Raw genomic sequence first — 16,197 nt, forward strand, 5'->3', positions numbered from 1 at the left:
AGTAAACATACTGGAGGTATTTGAACAAAAGCCCCCCATTTTGGAGGGAATAAAGTGACGCTTTACACCTATATAAAGAAAGAACAAGAAGTTATTGTTGAAACGGACGAAGAAGAACTACCAAACTTCTTTGAAAAAGAAGAACTTCTTAAATTTTTGGATACTGCTTTAGAAAAAGGCCTGTATATGGATTATCTTATTTTCCTAACGCTCGCCTACACAGGAATGCGTATAGGTGAATTGGTTGCACTCAAGTGGAACAATATCGACTTTACTAACAACACCATTGGTATTACAAAAACGTATTATAATCCAAAAAGTAACACTACCCAATATCAATTAGTTCCACCTAAGACAAAAAAATCTCGACGTAAAATTGTGGTAGATGAAATAGTAATTGAAACGTTGAGGAAACATAAGATGGAACAAGAAAGGATTATTACTCTACTTGGAAATTCTTACGATGACAAGGGATTTATATTTGCTAATATAGATAAACATCCCGGTTATCCAATACTGAAAAAATTAGTTAGAAATAGAATGGAAAGATTGCTAAAGCTTGGTGGATTAAACATTAACCTTACTCCCCACTCGCTTCGCCATACACATACATCTCTTCTTGCCCAAGCTGGAGCGGATATAGATGAAATTATGGATCGATTAGGCCATGAAGATGATGAAGTAACTAGAAAGGTATATCTTCATATAACGGAAAAAAGGAAAAAAGATACTAATGATAAATTTGGCGTTTTTATGAGAAATTAACATTTATTATTACACTGAAAGCAAAATGTGATCATTTCGCTTTCAAGTTACATAGAAGTCATTTTAACCCCAATATTTTCGTCAACGAAAGGCCTATCAGCCGAAAACTTTTAAGTTATGAACATTTAAGTTTCGTCCTCTCCCTTTTCATCTTGATTACATATTTCAGTAACTAATTGCCATAAAGCGTTATTTTCTTTATTTTCAGGTTCTAATTCCTTACAGAGTTTATCTACAGCCATCTTAAACTCCTCAGATACATCTTCATTCTTACTATCCACTTTCCGCATCCTCCTTTATTAAACATACTTCTAAATGCGAATAAGCTCATTATAATTGGGACCAGATGTTGTTCACTACATTATATCCTCACGAAACGAATTATTCACTTTCCAAGTGGGAATAATGATTATTTGTAACAAAAAATTAATGAAAGTGAGGTTATTGAATGAAATGAAAGGACATATTTACAGAAGAGGCTGCAAATGCAAAAAGAAAAAATGCACTTGTGGTTCCAAATGGGCGTTTTTAGTTGATATAGGAATTGATCCAATATCCGGTAAGCGCAAACAGAAAGGAAAAGGTGGCTTTAAAACTAAACAAGAAGCTGAATCAGCTGCTGCAACCCTCATTTATGAGCTTGAACAAGGGATGTATGTAGAAGAAACGAATCAAACGTTTTGTGAGTTTGCAAATGAATGGCTCAAAATCTACAAGGATTCTAAGGATGTAAAGCCGGGAACCATTCGTGTCAGACTTCATGAAATTGGCAAGTGGTTACCTTACCTTTCTCAGCTAAAATTGAAAGACATTACAAGGAAGAGATATCAGGATGCTTTAAATGATTTAAAAGAACAAGGATATTCTGATAGCACAATGGATGGAATACACCGTACTGGAAGGATGATTTTCCGAAAAGCATTAGAATTGGAGCTAATCAAGAAGGATCCTACTGAGTTTGCCTATCTCAAAAAAGATAAGAAAACAATTGAACAGTTGGAAGAAGAAGAGGTTCCAAAGTATCTTGAAAAAGAAGAACTTGCTCTATTTTTAAAGACAGCAAAGAATCATGGACTTGAGCATGACTATCTAATGTTTCTCATCCTCTCCTACACCGGAATACGTGTTGGAGAATTGGTCGCACTCAAGTGGAAAGATATCGATTTCGTAAATCACACAATAAGCATAACCAAAACATATTACAATCCAAATAATAATACGTTGAAGTATCAGTTAGTCACACCAAAAACAAGAAAATCAAGGAGGAAAATTGTTGTGGACGAAGATGTCATACAAGCTTTAAAGGTTCACCGGAAAGCTCAAGATAACATAATCGAACGGCTAGGTGATGACTATTACAATAAAGACTTTATCTTTGCAAAAATGGAACGACAATACGGCTATCCCATTGTCATTAAAACGGTTCAACTCAGAATGGCACGCTTACTGACCATTGCAGGTCTAAATACAAACTTAACACCGCACTCTTTACGACATACACACACGTCACTGTTAGCAGAAGCGGGTGTATCACTCGAACAAATCATGGACAGGCTTGGTCATATGGATGATCAAATCACGAAAAATGTGTATCTCCATGTAACGCAAGAAATGAAAAAAGAAGCTTCCCAAAAGTTTGCTCAACTCATGAGAAGCCTCGATTAAAAACTCCTTATGTTAACAAAATGTTAACAAACCACTCTCATCTTACATAAAACCCACTCATATCAAGGGTTGGGAAGGCAGGTTACATCATGCCGCCCATACCACCCATGCCACCCATATCAGGCATTCCAGCGCCACCGCCTGCATTCTCTTCAGGAATGTCAGCTACTACTGCTTCAGTAGTTAAGAACATTGCTGCTACAGATGCTGCGTTTTGCAGTGCATAACGAGTAACTTTCGTTGGATCTACAATACCTGCTTCAATCATGTTTACCCATTCGCCAGTTGCTGCGTTGTATCCAATACCAACCGCTTCGCCTTTTAGACGTTCAACGATGATGGAACCTTCTAATCCAGCATTGTGAGCGATTTGGCGAACTGGTTCTTCCAATGCACGAAGCACAATGTTGGCACCAGTTGCTTCATCACCTTCAAGATTAAGCTCTTTAACTTTGCTTAATACATTAACAAGTGCCGTTCCACCACCTGCAACGATACCTTCTTCAACTGCAGCACGCGTTGAGTTAAGTGCATCTTCAATGCGTAATTTACGTTCTTTTAATTCCGTTTCTGTTGCTGCACCTACTTTGATTACTGCTACTCCACCTGCTAATTTAGCAAGACGCTCTTGTAATTTTTCTTTATCAAAATCAGAAGTAGTTTCTTCTGCTTGTGCACGAATTTGTGCAACTCTAGCAGAAATTGCTTCAGGATTACCTGAACCTTCTACGACTGTTGTGTTTTCTTTTGTAACAACTACTTTGGAAGCACGACCTAGTTGTTCGATTGTTGCACTCTTAAGATCTAAACCAAGATCTTCGGTAATTACTTCTCCACCAGTTAGTGTAGCAATATCTTCAAGCATTGCTTTACGACGATCACCGAATCCTGGAGCTTTAACTGCTACTGCATTGAATGTTCCACGAAGTTTGTTTACAACTAATGTTGCAAGTGCTTCCCCTTCAACATCTTCAGCAATTAATAGAAGTGGTTTACCTTGTTGAACAACTTGCTCAAGTACTGGTAATACTTCCTGGATGTTACCGATTTTTTTATCCGTAATTAAAATATACGGATCTTCAAGTACTGCTTCCATTTTATCCTGATCTGTAACCATATATGGAGAAGCATATCCACGATCAAATTGCATACCTTCAACAACTTCCAGTTCCGTGTTGAAACCCTTTGATTCTTCAATTGTTATTACACCATCATTGCCAACACGTTCCATTGCTTCGGAAATCAGACTTCCAACTTCTTCATCTCCAGATGAAACTGCAGCAACCTGTGCAATCGATTCTTTACTTTCGATTGTTTCTGAAATACCTTTTAACTCTTTTACTGCTGCTTCCACCGCTTGTTCAATTCCGCGACGAACACCAACCGGGTTTGCACCAGAAGTAACGTTTTTCAAGCCTTCTGTGATCATTGATTGTGCTAATACAGTTGCAGTTGTTGTACCATCACCAGCAACATCATTTGTTTTTGATGCAACTTCAGATACAAGCTGTGCACCCATATTTTCGAACTGATCTTCCAACTCAATTTCTTTTGCGATTGTTACACCATCATTTGTAATTAAAGGTGAACCGAATTTTTTAGCTAATACAATATTACGGCCTTTTGGTCCGAGTGTTACTTTTACTGCATCTGCTAATGTATCTACACCACGTAGCATTGCGCGACGTGCGTCTTCACTAAATTTAATTTCCTTAGCCATAAATAAGCCCTCCTCAAATTAAATAATCATACGTATTTTCTATTTTTTAGCTAACAACAGCTAAAATATCACTTTCACGAAGAATTAAGTATTCTGTGCCTTCGTATTTCACTTCAGTACCGGCAAATTTTGAGAAAATAATGCGATCTCCTTCTGACACTTCAAGTGCTACCTTCTCATTATGTTCTGTAACTCGACCCGATCCAACAGCAACAACTTTTCCTTCCTGTGGTTTTTCTTTTGCAGAGTCTGGAAGTACAATACCGCTTGCAGTTTGTTCTTCTTGTTCAACAAGCTCGATAACAACACGATCTCCTAGTGGTTTAATCATGAGATCAGCCTCCTTAATTCCATATCATTTTTTTATTTATTAGCACTCTAACACACCGAGTGCTAATCCCAATTAATATAATAAATAATAAATTTTAAAAATGCAAGTATTGTATGCTGTAATTTTTATTTTTTTTACTAATTTTTTTTACTTATACGAAAGCATTCCTTTAATTAGAAATCAGAATAAGTGCATGCTTTATGCTTTCACCATTAGAGCTTACGCTTCAGAGTATAACGAATTTTAAGAAAGTAAAATACGCTCTCAAGAATCCCTTTAACGATAAGTCGATTTTTCTAGGAATGTCTATATTTTCAAAACCATACTATTATTACAAGCCCGTAAAATATGATAAAATGTGTAGTATGTAAAATAATCATTTAAAGAGGACGTTCAAAAAGTCCGTTAAAAATGACACATCGAGTTTCTTCGTTGGCTTGCTTTTTTGTTCCTTGGAAAAGAAAAACACTTTTCCTGCGTGCTAGAACGTTTCCTCACGTATTAATTGCATACGTTCGGTACTCAAAGTTACGCCGCCTCGAACTTCTCGGTTCTTTTTATCCTCCTTTTTGAACAAGCACTTAAAAGAAATTAAACAATGAGAACATACATAATTGAAGGAGTCGTTGTATTTTGACAAAGCGATATTGGTGGGTCATCATTACCTATATTATTATGCAATTTTCAGGAATTGTTTTTGCACCATTGCTCTATTTATTAACACCTCTTGGTAAAAACGATGCGGTTGTTTATTGGTCGATCTTTAGCTTTCTAGTGGGACTGATCGTTGTATTAATACTAATGAAGCCTACGATGAAAGCACCAATTCATCGTAATGCCGCCTCTACCGGAAGCATTATGCTTTGGTCCATACTAGGTCTATTTATGGCATATTTTGCGCAAGGGATAGCTGTTGCGATCGAAATGAATCTTCTAGGAATTGAGGCTGGCTCTGAAAACACACAAGTGATCATGGATGTAACGCGTGCTACTCCTTTATTTATGATCATCCCAATGTTTATCGCGCCTATTCTAGAAGAAATTATTTTTCGGAAAATAATTTTCGGAAGTTTACATGAAAAAATGAATTTCTTTTTCGCTGCACTATTATCAGCTTTTGTGTTTGGAATTATTCACGGAGAACCACAGCACATCCTAATTTATGCTTCCATGGGATTTGTATTCTCATTTTTATATGTAAAAACAAAACGGATTATTGTACCAATCGTTGTGCATATGGCTATGAATTCTATTGTCGTTCTTGTGCAATATAATTTCACTCCAGAGGATATGGAAAGGATGCAACAACAATTACAAGATATGCAGATGATTCTTATTGGAGGCTAATTATGAGAACTTCACCCCTGGCAATGGCCATTGTATACTTTATTATGGGAGTATTTTTCGTATATATCGCAATATTAAGTGCGGATAAAACAATTTGGAATATTACGACAATCATTATAGCGCTTTTCGCAACCCTGGACTTCGGTGTGAGCATACGGCTGATATCCATTCATTTCCGGTTAAAAAATAAAAAGAAAAAGTAGAAATATGCGTTTAATTAGCTTGAAAGATCAAGCGCAGCACTGGACGGAAAGTGAACAAAAAGGCGACAATAGCAACGAAGCAGGTATCGAAATCAATCCTGGCAAAATAAAGCCTTTTTACTTTAGATATACGTTTTGAAAATTGGATTGATAATGAGAATGATGCGTGAAGCAAAGATAACTAAAGAAGGGGATGATGTTATAATAACATCATCCCCTTCTTTAGTACTACCTGTGTCATAGACAAGCAAAACCCACTACTCTAATCTTCGCTACTCAACGGATAGTGCTTCAAAAAATAAACCAGTGCTTGTAGTTCAATAGCTAAGTCAATATGATGTACTCGAATATGATCAGGAACGGTAATTCGTGCAGGTGTGAAATTTAAAATCCCAGTTATTCCATGATCCACTAAACGATTGGTTATACCTTCTGCTTCACTAGCAGGAATGGTCAGAATTGCTACGCTAATCCCTGTCATTTTTTCTTCCAGGTTTTCAATATGATAAACAGGAACGCCACCAATTTTTTTCCCAACCTTTTCATTATCCACATCAAACGCCATTTTGATTTGTATATTATTATTTTTTAAAAAATTATAATGCAGAAATGCAGTTCCTAAATTCCCAACACCAATTAAGGCAACCTCGGTCAGCTCATCCTGATCCAGTGTTTTTCTAAAAAAACCAAGTAAATACTCAACATTATAGCCATAGCCTTTCTTACCCAATGCTCCGAAATAGGAAAAATCTCTTCGGATAGTTGCTGAATCTACTTTTACGGCCTCACTAAGTTCTTTTGACGAAACACGTTTCTTACCCTGGTGATTTAAATTATTTAAAAATCGATAATATAAAGGCAAGCGTTTGGCAGTTGCCTGTGGTATTTTATTCATTGCTATTCCTTCTTTCACTTCGATAATAATCTCCAGACTTTCCGCCTCTTTTCTCCAAAAGAAACGTTTGGCCGATGATCATTCCTTTATCAATCGCCTTGCACATATCATATATGGTAAGCGCTGTTGCTGATGCAGCTGTCAAGGCTTCCATTTCAACACCTGTACTTCCCTTCGTTTTTACAAAAGCTTCTATTAAAAGTTCATATGTGTTATTTTCGACAAACCATTCAAAGGAAATATCAATTCCTTTCAATTGCAGTGGATGACACATTGGAATCAGATCCGATGTATTCTTCGCTGCCATAATTCCAGCTACCTGCGCAACAGAAAGCACATCACCCTTTTTGATTTTATTACTTGTAATCTTTTCATAAATTTCCCTTGTTACAATTATACTAGACCGGGCAAGCGCCATTCGCTCTGTTTCGTTTTTTTCACTGATATCGACCATTCGTGCTCTACCCTGTTTATTAAAATGCGTGAAATCTGTCATACACTCAACTCCAATATATTAAAAATGGAACATCCTTTATAAATAAATAGGTTCAAAAGTGAAAATAAAAAGGATTGAAAAATTCCAGGCAGCATCGCTCTGATTTGCAGAACGGATACAGTATACGTGAGCAATATGCTTACACAGGATTGTATGCTCACAGGACAAGGAAAGCTTCTCTATACGCCCGTCTCCGTGAGAAAAAGCTATTTACTTTTTCAAGGACGTGACGGCACTTAATAAAAGATCCCCTACGATTTATCATTTTACCGGACTTTTGAACAGCTCTATAAGTTATTTTAACAGATATTCACAAATAAGTCGTGATCAATTTCACAATATTATTGCTTGCCTAATTCAAAATACGATACACTAGAAGAGATGAGGTGAACGAAATGATACTTATGCAATTAAACGGATTATCTAAATCATTTGGAGCAGAAGAAATTTTAGCAAATATAAAGCTTGAAATAAAAAAGAATGATCGGATTGCAATTGTTGGCAGAAACGGTGCCGGAAAATCGACTTTATTAAAAATAATGGCAGGTGAGCTTACCTATGATGAGGGAGAGCTTTTCCAACCAAAAGATCTCACCATTGGCTATCTGTCCCAGCACATGTCTTTAGAGTCAGGAAAAACCATTTGGGAGGAGATGCTGGAAGTATTTCAGCATCTCCTCCTTCAAGAACAAGAACTGCGTGCTATGGAGGAAAAAATGGCAGAAGCTCCGGATATTTCTACTACACATTATGAAAAGCTGCTACATGATTATGATAAATTACAGCAATCCTTTCAACGTAATGATGGATATACGTATGAATCTGATATAAAAGCTGTGCTTACCGGATTGAATTTCCAGGATTTTGACTACGAAACATCTATTAATGAACTAAGTGGTGGACAAAAAACAAGATTGGCATTAGGGAAACTATTACTGAAACAGCCTGCCCTACTCATCCTGGATGAGCCCACAAACCATCTTGATATTGCAACACTTGGTTGGCTGGAGAACTATTTAATAAGCTATCCTGGTGCGGTCGTCATTGTTTCCCATGACAGATATTTTTTGGATAAAACCGTATCGATTGTTTATGAAATATCCCGTCATAAAACAAAAAAATACTATGGAAGCTACAGTAATTTTCTGGAACAAAAAGCACTTGATTATAAGCAGGAATTAAAAGAATTCGAAAAACAACAAACGGAAATTAAAAAGATGGAAGACTTTATCCAACGAAATATTGTTCGAGCAGCAACAACGAAACGGGCACAAAGCCGAAGAAAGCTATTGGCGAAAATGGATAAGATAGATAAACCGCTTGGTGATGAATCCTCTGCATCATTTTCATTCCAGGTTAATAGACGTAGCGGCAATGATGTATTAAAAATAGATAGTCTATCCTTTCGTTATGAGGATGATTCTAAGAATTTGTTTTCGAATATCAAGTTGCATGTGAATCGTGGTGAACGAATTGCATTGGTTGGTCCTAATGGAGTTGGAAAAACAACTTTATTAAAAACAATCCTCGGAACATTAAAACCGGCAAATGGCCAGATCCAGATAGGAACCAATGTGCAAATCGGCTATTACGATCAGGAACAAGCAAACCTGTCATCATCCAAGACTGTTTTACAGGAGCTATGGGATGAGTATCCAACCATCAATGAAAAAGATATTCGCACCGTTTTGGGAAACTTTTTGTTTTCCGGTGATGATGTTTTAAAACTCGTGCACTCCTTAAGCGGTGGTGAGAAAGCCCGACTTGCTTTAGCAAAGTTAATGATGCAAAAGGCAAATTTATTAATCATGGATGAACCTACCAATCATTTGGATATTGATAGTAAAGAAGTGCTAGAAGCAGCCTTGATTGATTTTCCCGGAACCATCATTTTCGTTTCCCATGACCGATATTTTATCAATAAAATTACCGATCAGGTTGCCGAAATAGAGCACGATGGTGTAACCGTCTATTTAGGGGATTATGATTATTATATGGAAAAGAAAGAAGAAGAAGCTGAATTAGAAAGACTTCAAGAAACAGCTGAGATCACGCAAAAAACAGATGAACGAAAGCTTAGCTTTAAAGAGGAAAAACAGCTTCAAAGCGAAAAGCGCAAAAAGCAACGCAGGATTGACGAGCTAGAGGAAATGATAGAGCAGCTTGAATTAGAAATCGAAAAGCTTGAAGAAAAGATGGCACAACCTGATGTCTACCAGGACCATGAAAAAGCATTGGAATTAACGAAGGAGACAAGCTTGATTAAACAGGAGATAGAGCAACTGATGGAAGAATGGGCAGTTTTGCAGGAGTAATTTTTAAAGATAAAATATGTAATAGTAGCCCAACAACCCACGGGAGGTATGTAAATTCATGTAAATGTTGTGCATCACCCTCGCCAACCTGTACACATTCACGCATAAGTCGTGTAAGCAACCCTGAATGTCTTCCTAAACAAATAAAGCCGTCCGAGCACCTATAACCCAACAGTCTCCCTTTCATCTTAAATCATGAAAAGGCGTAGATAAGTTCGTTTCTCTACGCCTCTTTACATGCAAATTTTTTTGGTTCAATCACATTTTGCGGGGAATGTTAGATCAGTTGGTTTATTCGGAACCGGTACAATGTGTATTTAAAGAAACAAACCTATTAATTTTCCCGTACTTTGTGAAAGATCCAATTTTTTATTTTTTTGTTGTAAAAACCTATTTAAACAAATAATCATTTTGTATCGTATGTTCAACAGCAACCCTATATACAATTCCCAATCCAATCATTGTGGATAACACAGAGCTTCCACCATAACTTATCAACAATAATGGAATACCCGTAACAGGCATAATACCCAATGTCATTCCAATATTTTGAAATGCATGAACCAATATTAAACTAAGATAGCCAAAACAAAGGTATGCGCCAAACGATGATTGTTTGTACACATTAAGCCCCAATGTCAGCAGCTTATATAAAAATATAAAAATGAGAAAAATAACAAGTGCACTGCCAATAAACCCAAAACTTTCCCCAATAACAGAGAAGATGAAATCGGTATGGGCTTCCGGAAAAGACACCTGTAGACTGTTCATTCCTTTACCAAATAACCGACCTGAGCCTAATGCCATATATGCCTGATCAAAATGCCATGATGCATCATTTGAGGGCTGTGATGGATTAAACCATGTCATAATTCGATCGATTTGATACGCTTGTTGAGGTCCTACCAGTTCTTTTGCTAGGTCTGTAAATTTTATAATAAATCCTAAGGCTGCTCCTGCAACTGCTGAAATAGTCGCAATCAAGCTTAAAATTATTTTCCAGCTAATACCAGATAATATAATAAACATACCAGCAATAAATAAATACACCATGGCTGTTCCAAAGTCCGGCTGCTGCATAATTAATATCACGGGCAGAACAGTAATGCCCAGAATTTTTGATAATAATAAGGTATCTGTCTTGATATTCGTTACTTCATATTTCGCCTTATGCTTACTTATTACCGCTGCTAAATACAGAATAGTTGTTATCTTGGTAAATTCTGCGGGTTGCAAAGATAACCCAGGTAATTTAAACCAGCTTTTAGCGCCGTTCGTTCTTTCTGCTATAGCTCCCGGACCATCCGGACTTATCAACAAGACAAATAAAACAAAAATTCCAATACCATAAATAAATACGCTAGCTTTATATATTTGTTCTAAATCGAGAAACTGTATGGCAGCAACAATGCAAGCACCTGCCGTAAACCAGACAATTTGTTTTAACACAAAACTACCATCATCCCCGTATTGTTCAAGCTGTTCTGCGTTATATACGGAAAGTAAACTGACAGTAACAAATAATATAAACAAAAATATTAAATCACTCTGTATATAATAGGATTGCTTCTTAGACATGCAAATTCACCAAATTTCTTTTACTTAATCAAACGGTTATACAAGTTATTTAGATAACCCACAGATATATTCACATTCAAACGGCTATTATACAAGTTGTTCACAAAGTTATGCACATTATCCACAGAAAAACATGTCATTTATACACATTTTTAATCCACAAAGAATAAATAGCTATACTAGCATTTTCATCAATTACTCACAGAGCTGTGGATAACATGTGGACTATTTTAACAGCAAAGATGCATTTGCATTTAGATCTAATTCAGATCGCCTTCCCTGTTCATACGCTATCATACCTGCTGCTGCGATCATCGCCGCATTATCCGTACAGAGCTTTAATGGCGGGATTACCAAAGGGATCGCTAAATCAGCAAACTGAGCTTTGAGTTCCGCCCTAAGCCCTTTATTTGCCGCCACTCCACCAGCCACAATCACTTGTTTCACATTATACTCCTTTGCAGCACTGACTGTTTTTGTTGTTAATACGTCAACCACACTGGCTTGAAAGCTTGCAGCTATATCTTCATCCTTCAGTTGTTCTCCGCGTTGTTTTGCATTGTGGATTTTGTTGATAACTGCTGATTTTAACCCACTAAAACTGAAATCATAGCTGCCTTCCTCCAGCCACGCACGAGGAAAATCAATATTCTCCTCACCAACACCGGCTAAACGATCAATCTGTGGTCCTCCAGGGTAAGGAAGCTTTAGCATCCTCGCTACCTTATCATAAGCCTCTCCAGCAGCATCATCAAGCGTTTCCCCAATTACCTCATAAACCCCATGCCCTTTCATCAAAACAAGCTCTGTATGTCCGCCTGAAACAATCAGAGCGAGCAATGGAAACTGAAAATCTTTTTCCAATCGATTTGCATAAATATGTCCTGCGATGTGATGTACACCAACAAGCGGCTTCTGTTTAGCAAAAGCCAAGGCCTTTGCAGAATTAACGCCAACAAGCAATGCGCCAACAAGTCCAGGTCCCTCTGTCACAGCAATAGCATCAATATCCTCCCAGCCTAGCTTCGACGCTTTAAAAGCCTCTTCCAACACGATTGTGATTTGCTCCACATGGTGTCTGGAGGCAATTTCTGGGACGACTCCACCAAAACGTTTATGACTATCAATTTGTGATGCAACGACATTGGAAACAATCTCCCTACCATTTCTGACGATGGCAACAGCAGTTTCGTCACAGCTTGTTTCAACTCCAAGGATATTCACATCTTTATTCATATTAAATTCACCCACATAACTAACGCATCCTCTTGATTATCTGTATAATAATTCCTGCGAATTCCACCAGGTACAAGTCCAAATTTACGATATAATCCCTGTGCTTGAATATTTGACATTCTTACTTCAAGTGATAGACGGGTTACTCCCATAAGTATTGCTTGTTGGATCGTATATCGAAATAGCTTTTCACCAAATTTATAGCCACGGTATTCAGGCCTTACAGCAATATTAGTTATTTGCGCATCATCTATAACAATCCATGCTCCAACATAGCCAACAATTTTTTCGTCCAATTCAATGACAAAATAATACGCATGATCATTATCCACAATTTCCTGATAAAAAATATCGATGGTCCAAGGAGTTGTAAACGATGCTTTCTCTACTTCCATTACTTGATCCACATCAGCAAGCTCCATTTTCCTAATTGTAACATTAGCCATGTTGCTGTTCTTCCTTTTGGGCCTTAATCCAATTCGCTTCTGCCTCTGCCAATCGTAAGTAATTTGGTGTTAATAAATGTGTAGAATCAGCTTTACGATCCTTGCCAGCTAAGGCTAAATACGCAGGCTTAACTACATGATAAGGTCCTTCAGGAATGATTGCAGATTCCCCCACATTCGCCATAATATCCTCTTTATATATTGAAATATCAGGACTCAGGAAGAGTATTTCTTTCTTTTCATCTGCAAGCTTTTTTAACATATCTTCCATTAGACTGTTTGATTCTTCATAAACTAATTCTAATGAATTTTCATTCCATTTATACAAACCTGTATATACCATCCCTCGGCGTGCATCAAAAAATGGACAGATATAACCATTTAAAAACCGTCCTTGGTAGGCAAGAACTTCTAAACTGGAGACCCCAACTATCGGGATATCAAGCGCCCATGCCATCGACTTTGCTGTTGCTAATCCAATCCTTACGCCAGTATAGGAGCCCGGTCCTTTAGCAACAACAATTTTATCTAGTTGTTCAGGTGACATAGAAACTTCCTTCATTAATTTATCAATTGCCGGCATCAATCTGACCGAATGATTTTTCGCCAAATTGGTAACTAACTCACCAATAATCTGATCATGCTTCAGTATTGCTACACCTAAAACCTGATTTGATGTATCGATTGCAAGTATATTCATAAAGTAACTCCTTGTATAGTATGTTTGAGCCTAATTTTAAAGACTCAAACTAATTCATTTGTTCCTTGATAATTTAATAATTAGGTGGAGGGCGTAGCCTCGTAATGAGCGTTTTCTCGCTAAGTTAGCATAACTCAAATTAGAGAAAAGCAAGCACCAGCGAGCTAGCCCTCCAGGCAAAATAGTTTACGATGCTGAGCTGTCTTTGGAAAAATAAACATAGGTAGTGCCCTATCAAGGGAATGTTCCGTAACCCCTTAACTCATTAGTTCATTTATAACCCACTTAAAGTGAGCACTGGTGGGGGTGAACACTAATTCCCTTATATATTCATCCACATAATTAATTTTGATATTCAAACGTTCATCAGGCAGGTATTCCTCAATATATTGAGCCCATTCCACTACCGTAATACCATTCCCATCGAAATATTCCACAAAGCCAATATCCTCATCGGAATTCTCTAGACGATAAACGTCCATATGATAAAGAGGTAGCTCACCCTCATATTCTTTAACGATAGTAAATGTTGGACTGCTCACATTACGTTTAACTCCAAGACCATTTGCAATTCCCTTCGTAAATGTTGTTTTCCCTGCACCAAGATCCCCTTCTAATGTAACGACATCACCTGGATTAAGAAGCGCAGCCAATTTTTGAGCTATTTGTATTGTCTCTAAAGGAGTATGTGTTGCTAATTTATATTCATTCATCACTTCACCTACTTCAAGTGGTTATATCCTTTTTTTAGTAATCGTTGCTTTTTACTATTCTTCTCCAGAAATACACTGCCATTTTCCTGATCCATTGTAACATAGCCTATTTCTGTAATTTTTGTATTCGTTTGATCTGCTATTTTTTGAACCTGAGACCAATCGTTTCTAGATACCGTTCCGATTAGCTCGAAATCCTCTCCACCGTAATACTTCCACTTCTTCTGTAGTTCTTTTGAAAATTGATTATATGAAGTGGATATAGGGATTTTCTCATCGAATAATATTAGGTTTACATTTGAGGAATCTGCTATTTCAGATGCTTCACTTGCGATACCATCACTTATATCATTTAATGCTACACGAGACAACCCATCTAGCCTCATTGCAAAATCTACACGTGGCGATGGCATTTGATGTCTATTAATAAAATAATCTTTATCCATATAAGTACCGGGATTTGTTAATATATACAATCCTGCCTGTGAATCTCCTAATGTTCCTGTTACAAAAACAATATCGCCATTTTGAGCTACACTTCGATAACGTGCTTTTTTCTTTTCTACATAGCCTATAACTGTCACAGATATTGATAATTCTTTACCACTTACTGTATCTCCACCAATCAGGTCCATTTTATATATGCCTGCCAATTCTTTCATACCTGAAAAAATTTGCTTCATCTCTTCAACAGCCCATGACTTTGGAATAACAATGGATACCAGATAAAATGCAGGTGATGCTCCCATAGCTGCCAAATCACTAAGATTAGCTGCAAGTGCTCGGTAACCTACATGAAAAGCTGCCATCGTATTTCTCATAAAATGAATACCTTCAACAAATGTGTCTACAGCGGTTACGATATCTTGTGCTTGCTGACGAAAAACAGCAGCGTCATCACCAATTCCTTTAACCAATGTAGATTGCTGATACGTTTTTTGTTTAATCGAGTCGATAAATGAAAATTCATCCATTTATTAATCACCATTTTCTATAATCTAACTATACTTATGATAGCAAAAAGAGTACAAAAAGGAAAAACAAATATAGATCAGTTTAGCCAGCCTAAATTTTTAGTAATGGGAAGACATGCGTAATGAAGGTATTAATACAATTTTCAGAAGTAATTAATTGAGTAGAGTAAATATTGTAATCCTTTTTGCAAATAAAAAACACACGATTTTCATTATTGAAATCCTGTGTAATATATGTATATTATTTTAAAAAAATGGCGGTCCGGACGGGACTCGAACCCGCGACCTCCTGCGTGACAGGCAGGCATTCTAACCAACTGAACTACCGGACCATTATGGTGAATTGAGATATCTTTGGTTGTATTCAAAATTATTAGTGATTTTCAATTAACAGGATGTCGATTCGACGAAGTAAATTGAAACATTTTGGTTGTAACTACAAAGCAGTATGGATTTTCAACTAGCAATGATGTATTTCGACGTAGTTAGTTGAAATAAATTGGTTGCACTCCAAAGTACTACTGATTTTCAACTAGCTAAGGTGTAATTCGACGTAGTTAGTTGAAATGATTTGGTTGCGGGGGCAGGATTTGAACCTGCGACCTCTGGGTTATGAGCCCAACGAGCTACCAGACTGCTCCACCCCGCGATATGAGAGATAACTATAAATTCATCCATGCTTTTTTCATCTTGCATTAAGCATAATTGTTCATCATGTTACTTACAAATTTCAAAATATCTTAAATGCCTGGCGGCGTCCTACTCTTGCAGGGGCAAAGCCCCAACTACCATCGGCGCTGGAGAGCTTAACTT

General features: G+C 37.1%; 16 protein-coding genes and 2 tRNA genes. 5 read left to right on the top strand and 13 right to left on the bottom strand.

The genetic code is table 11. The features are described 5' to 3' along the window. Positions 1–54: 54 nt before the first annotated feature. Positions 55–765, top strand: a complete 711-nt coding sequence (locus AC6HVZ_RS18600) for a site-specific integrase (protein WP_497559629.1) — start codon at positions 55–57, stop codon at positions 763–765. Between the two features lie 125 nt (positions 766–890). On the opposite strand, the gene AC6HVZ_RS18605 is transcribed toward AC6HVZ_RS18600, so the two are convergent. Then, positions 891–1,046, bottom strand: coding sequence for a hypothetical protein (locus AC6HVZ_RS18605; protein ID WP_497559630.1), 156 nt, complete (start codon positions 1,044–1,046; stop codon positions 891–893). Positions 1,047–1,218: 172 nt separating this feature from the next. Between AC6HVZ_RS18605 and AC6HVZ_RS18610 the strand changes: the two genes are divergently transcribed. Next, on the top strand, positions 1,219–2,430 hold the full coding sequence (locus tag AC6HVZ_RS18610) for a tyrosine-type recombinase/integrase (protein WP_497559643.1): 1,212 nt from the start codon (positions 1,219–1,221) through the stop codon (positions 2,428–2,430). Positions 2,431–2,512: 82 nt separating this feature from the next. On the opposite strand, the gene groL is transcribed toward AC6HVZ_RS18610, so the two are convergent. Continuing rightward, positions 2,513–4,150, bottom strand: a complete 1,638-nt coding sequence (groL, locus tag AC6HVZ_RS18615; RefSeq protein WP_497559631.1) for a chaperonin GroEL — start codon at positions 4,148–4,150, stop codon at positions 2,513–2,515. 46 nt (positions 4,151–4,196) lie between these two features. Beyond that, a complete protein-coding gene (gene groES, locus AC6HVZ_RS18620; protein WP_497559632.1) occupies positions 4,197–4,481 on the bottom strand; it encodes a co-chaperone GroES in 285 nt (94 codons plus the stop codon). A gap of 633 nt (positions 4,482–5,114) precedes the next feature. Between groES and AC6HVZ_RS18625 the strand changes: the two genes are divergently transcribed. Continuing rightward, positions 5,115–5,828, top strand: coding sequence for a CPBP family intramembrane glutamic endopeptidase (locus AC6HVZ_RS18625; protein ID WP_497559633.1), 714 nt, complete (start codon positions 5,115–5,117; stop codon positions 5,826–5,828). A 2-nt stretch (positions 5,829–5,830) separates the two neighbouring features. Further along, on the top strand, positions 5,831–6,031 hold the full coding sequence (locus tag AC6HVZ_RS18630) for a DUF4305 domain-containing protein (RefSeq protein ID WP_497559634.1): 201 nt from the start codon (positions 5,831–5,833) through the stop codon (positions 6,029–6,031). 262 nt (positions 6,032–6,293) lie between these two features. Here the strand turns inward: AC6HVZ_RS18630 and AC6HVZ_RS18635 are convergent, their stop codons facing one another. Continuing rightward, the gene (locus tag AC6HVZ_RS18635; RefSeq protein ID WP_497559635.1) at positions 6,294–6,926 is read right to left on the bottom strand and encodes a redox-sensing transcriptional repressor Rex; all 633 of its coding nucleotides are present in this window, start codon (positions 6,924–6,926) and stop codon (positions 6,294–6,296) included. Beyond that, entirely contained in the window at positions 6,919–7,422 is a 504-nt protein-coding gene (gene moaC / locus AC6HVZ_RS18640; RefSeq protein ID WP_497559636.1) for a cyclic pyranopterin monophosphate synthase MoaC, read from the bottom strand. Before moaC ends, AC6HVZ_RS18635 begins: the two co-directional genes overlap by 8 nt. A 395-nt stretch (positions 7,423–7,817) precedes the next feature. On the opposite strand from moaC, the gene AC6HVZ_RS18645 reads away from it, so the two are divergent. Then, on the top strand, positions 7,818–9,737 hold the full coding sequence (locus AC6HVZ_RS18645) for an ABC-F family ATP-binding cassette domain-containing protein (protein ID WP_497559637.1): 1,920 nt from the start codon (positions 7,818–7,820) through the stop codon (positions 9,735–9,737). A gap of 390 nt (positions 9,738–10,127) precedes the next feature. Here AC6HVZ_RS18645 and AC6HVZ_RS18650 read toward each other — a convergent pair whose 3' ends face one another. From AC6HVZ_RS18650 to AC6HVZ_RS18685, 8 genes are all read right to left on the bottom strand, one after another. After that, positions 10,128–11,315: an FtsW/RodA/SpoVE family cell cycle protein gene (locus AC6HVZ_RS18650; protein ID WP_497559638.1), complete on the bottom strand. Its 1,188-nt coding sequence runs from the start codon at positions 11,313–11,315 to the stop codon at positions 10,128–10,130. 225 nt (positions 11,316–11,540) lie between these two features. Beyond that, complete coding sequence (gene tsaD / locus AC6HVZ_RS18655; RefSeq protein WP_497559644.1) at positions 11,541–12,551, bottom strand: tRNA (adenosine(37)-N6)-threonylcarbamoyltransferase complex transferase subunit TsaD; 1,011 nt, start codon at positions 12,549–12,551, stop codon at positions 11,541–11,543. Then, on the bottom strand, positions 12,548–12,997 hold the full coding sequence (gene rimI / locus AC6HVZ_RS18660; RefSeq protein WP_497559639.1) for a ribosomal protein S18-alanine N-acetyltransferase: 450 nt from the start codon (positions 12,995–12,997) through the stop codon (positions 12,548–12,550). Before rimI ends, tsaD begins: the two co-directional genes overlap by 4 nt. Next, positions 12,990–13,697, bottom strand: coding sequence for a tRNA (adenosine(37)-N6)-threonylcarbamoyltransferase complex dimerization subunit type 1 TsaB (tsaB, locus tag AC6HVZ_RS18665; RefSeq protein ID WP_497559640.1), 708 nt, complete (start codon positions 13,695–13,697; stop codon positions 12,990–12,992). The genes rimI and tsaB overlap by 8 nt, the downstream gene beginning before the upstream one ends. A 257-nt stretch (positions 13,698–13,954) precedes the next feature. Further along, positions 13,955–14,410 (bottom strand): tRNA (adenosine(37)-N6)-threonylcarbamoyltransferase complex ATPase subunit type 1 TsaE, encoded by a 456-nt coding sequence (gene tsaE / locus AC6HVZ_RS18670; protein ID WP_497559641.1) that lies wholly within the window; start codon positions 14,408–14,410, stop codon positions 13,955–13,957. A gap of 8 nt (positions 14,411–14,418) precedes the next feature. Beyond that, positions 14,419–15,384, bottom strand: a complete 966-nt coding sequence (gene thiL, locus AC6HVZ_RS18675; RefSeq protein ID WP_497559642.1) for a thiamine-phosphate kinase — start codon at positions 15,382–15,384, stop codon at positions 14,419–14,421. A 255-nt stretch (positions 15,385–15,639) separates the two neighbouring features. Further along, positions 15,640–15,716 (bottom strand) — tRNA-Asp (locus AC6HVZ_RS18680). A gap of 240 nt (positions 15,717–15,956) precedes the next feature. Further along, positions 15,957–16,033, bottom strand: a tRNA-Met gene (locus AC6HVZ_RS18685). Between the last annotated feature and the right edge of the window lie 164 nt (positions 16,034–16,197).

The organism is Oceanobacillus sp. NCCP-135, assembly GCF_059698015.1.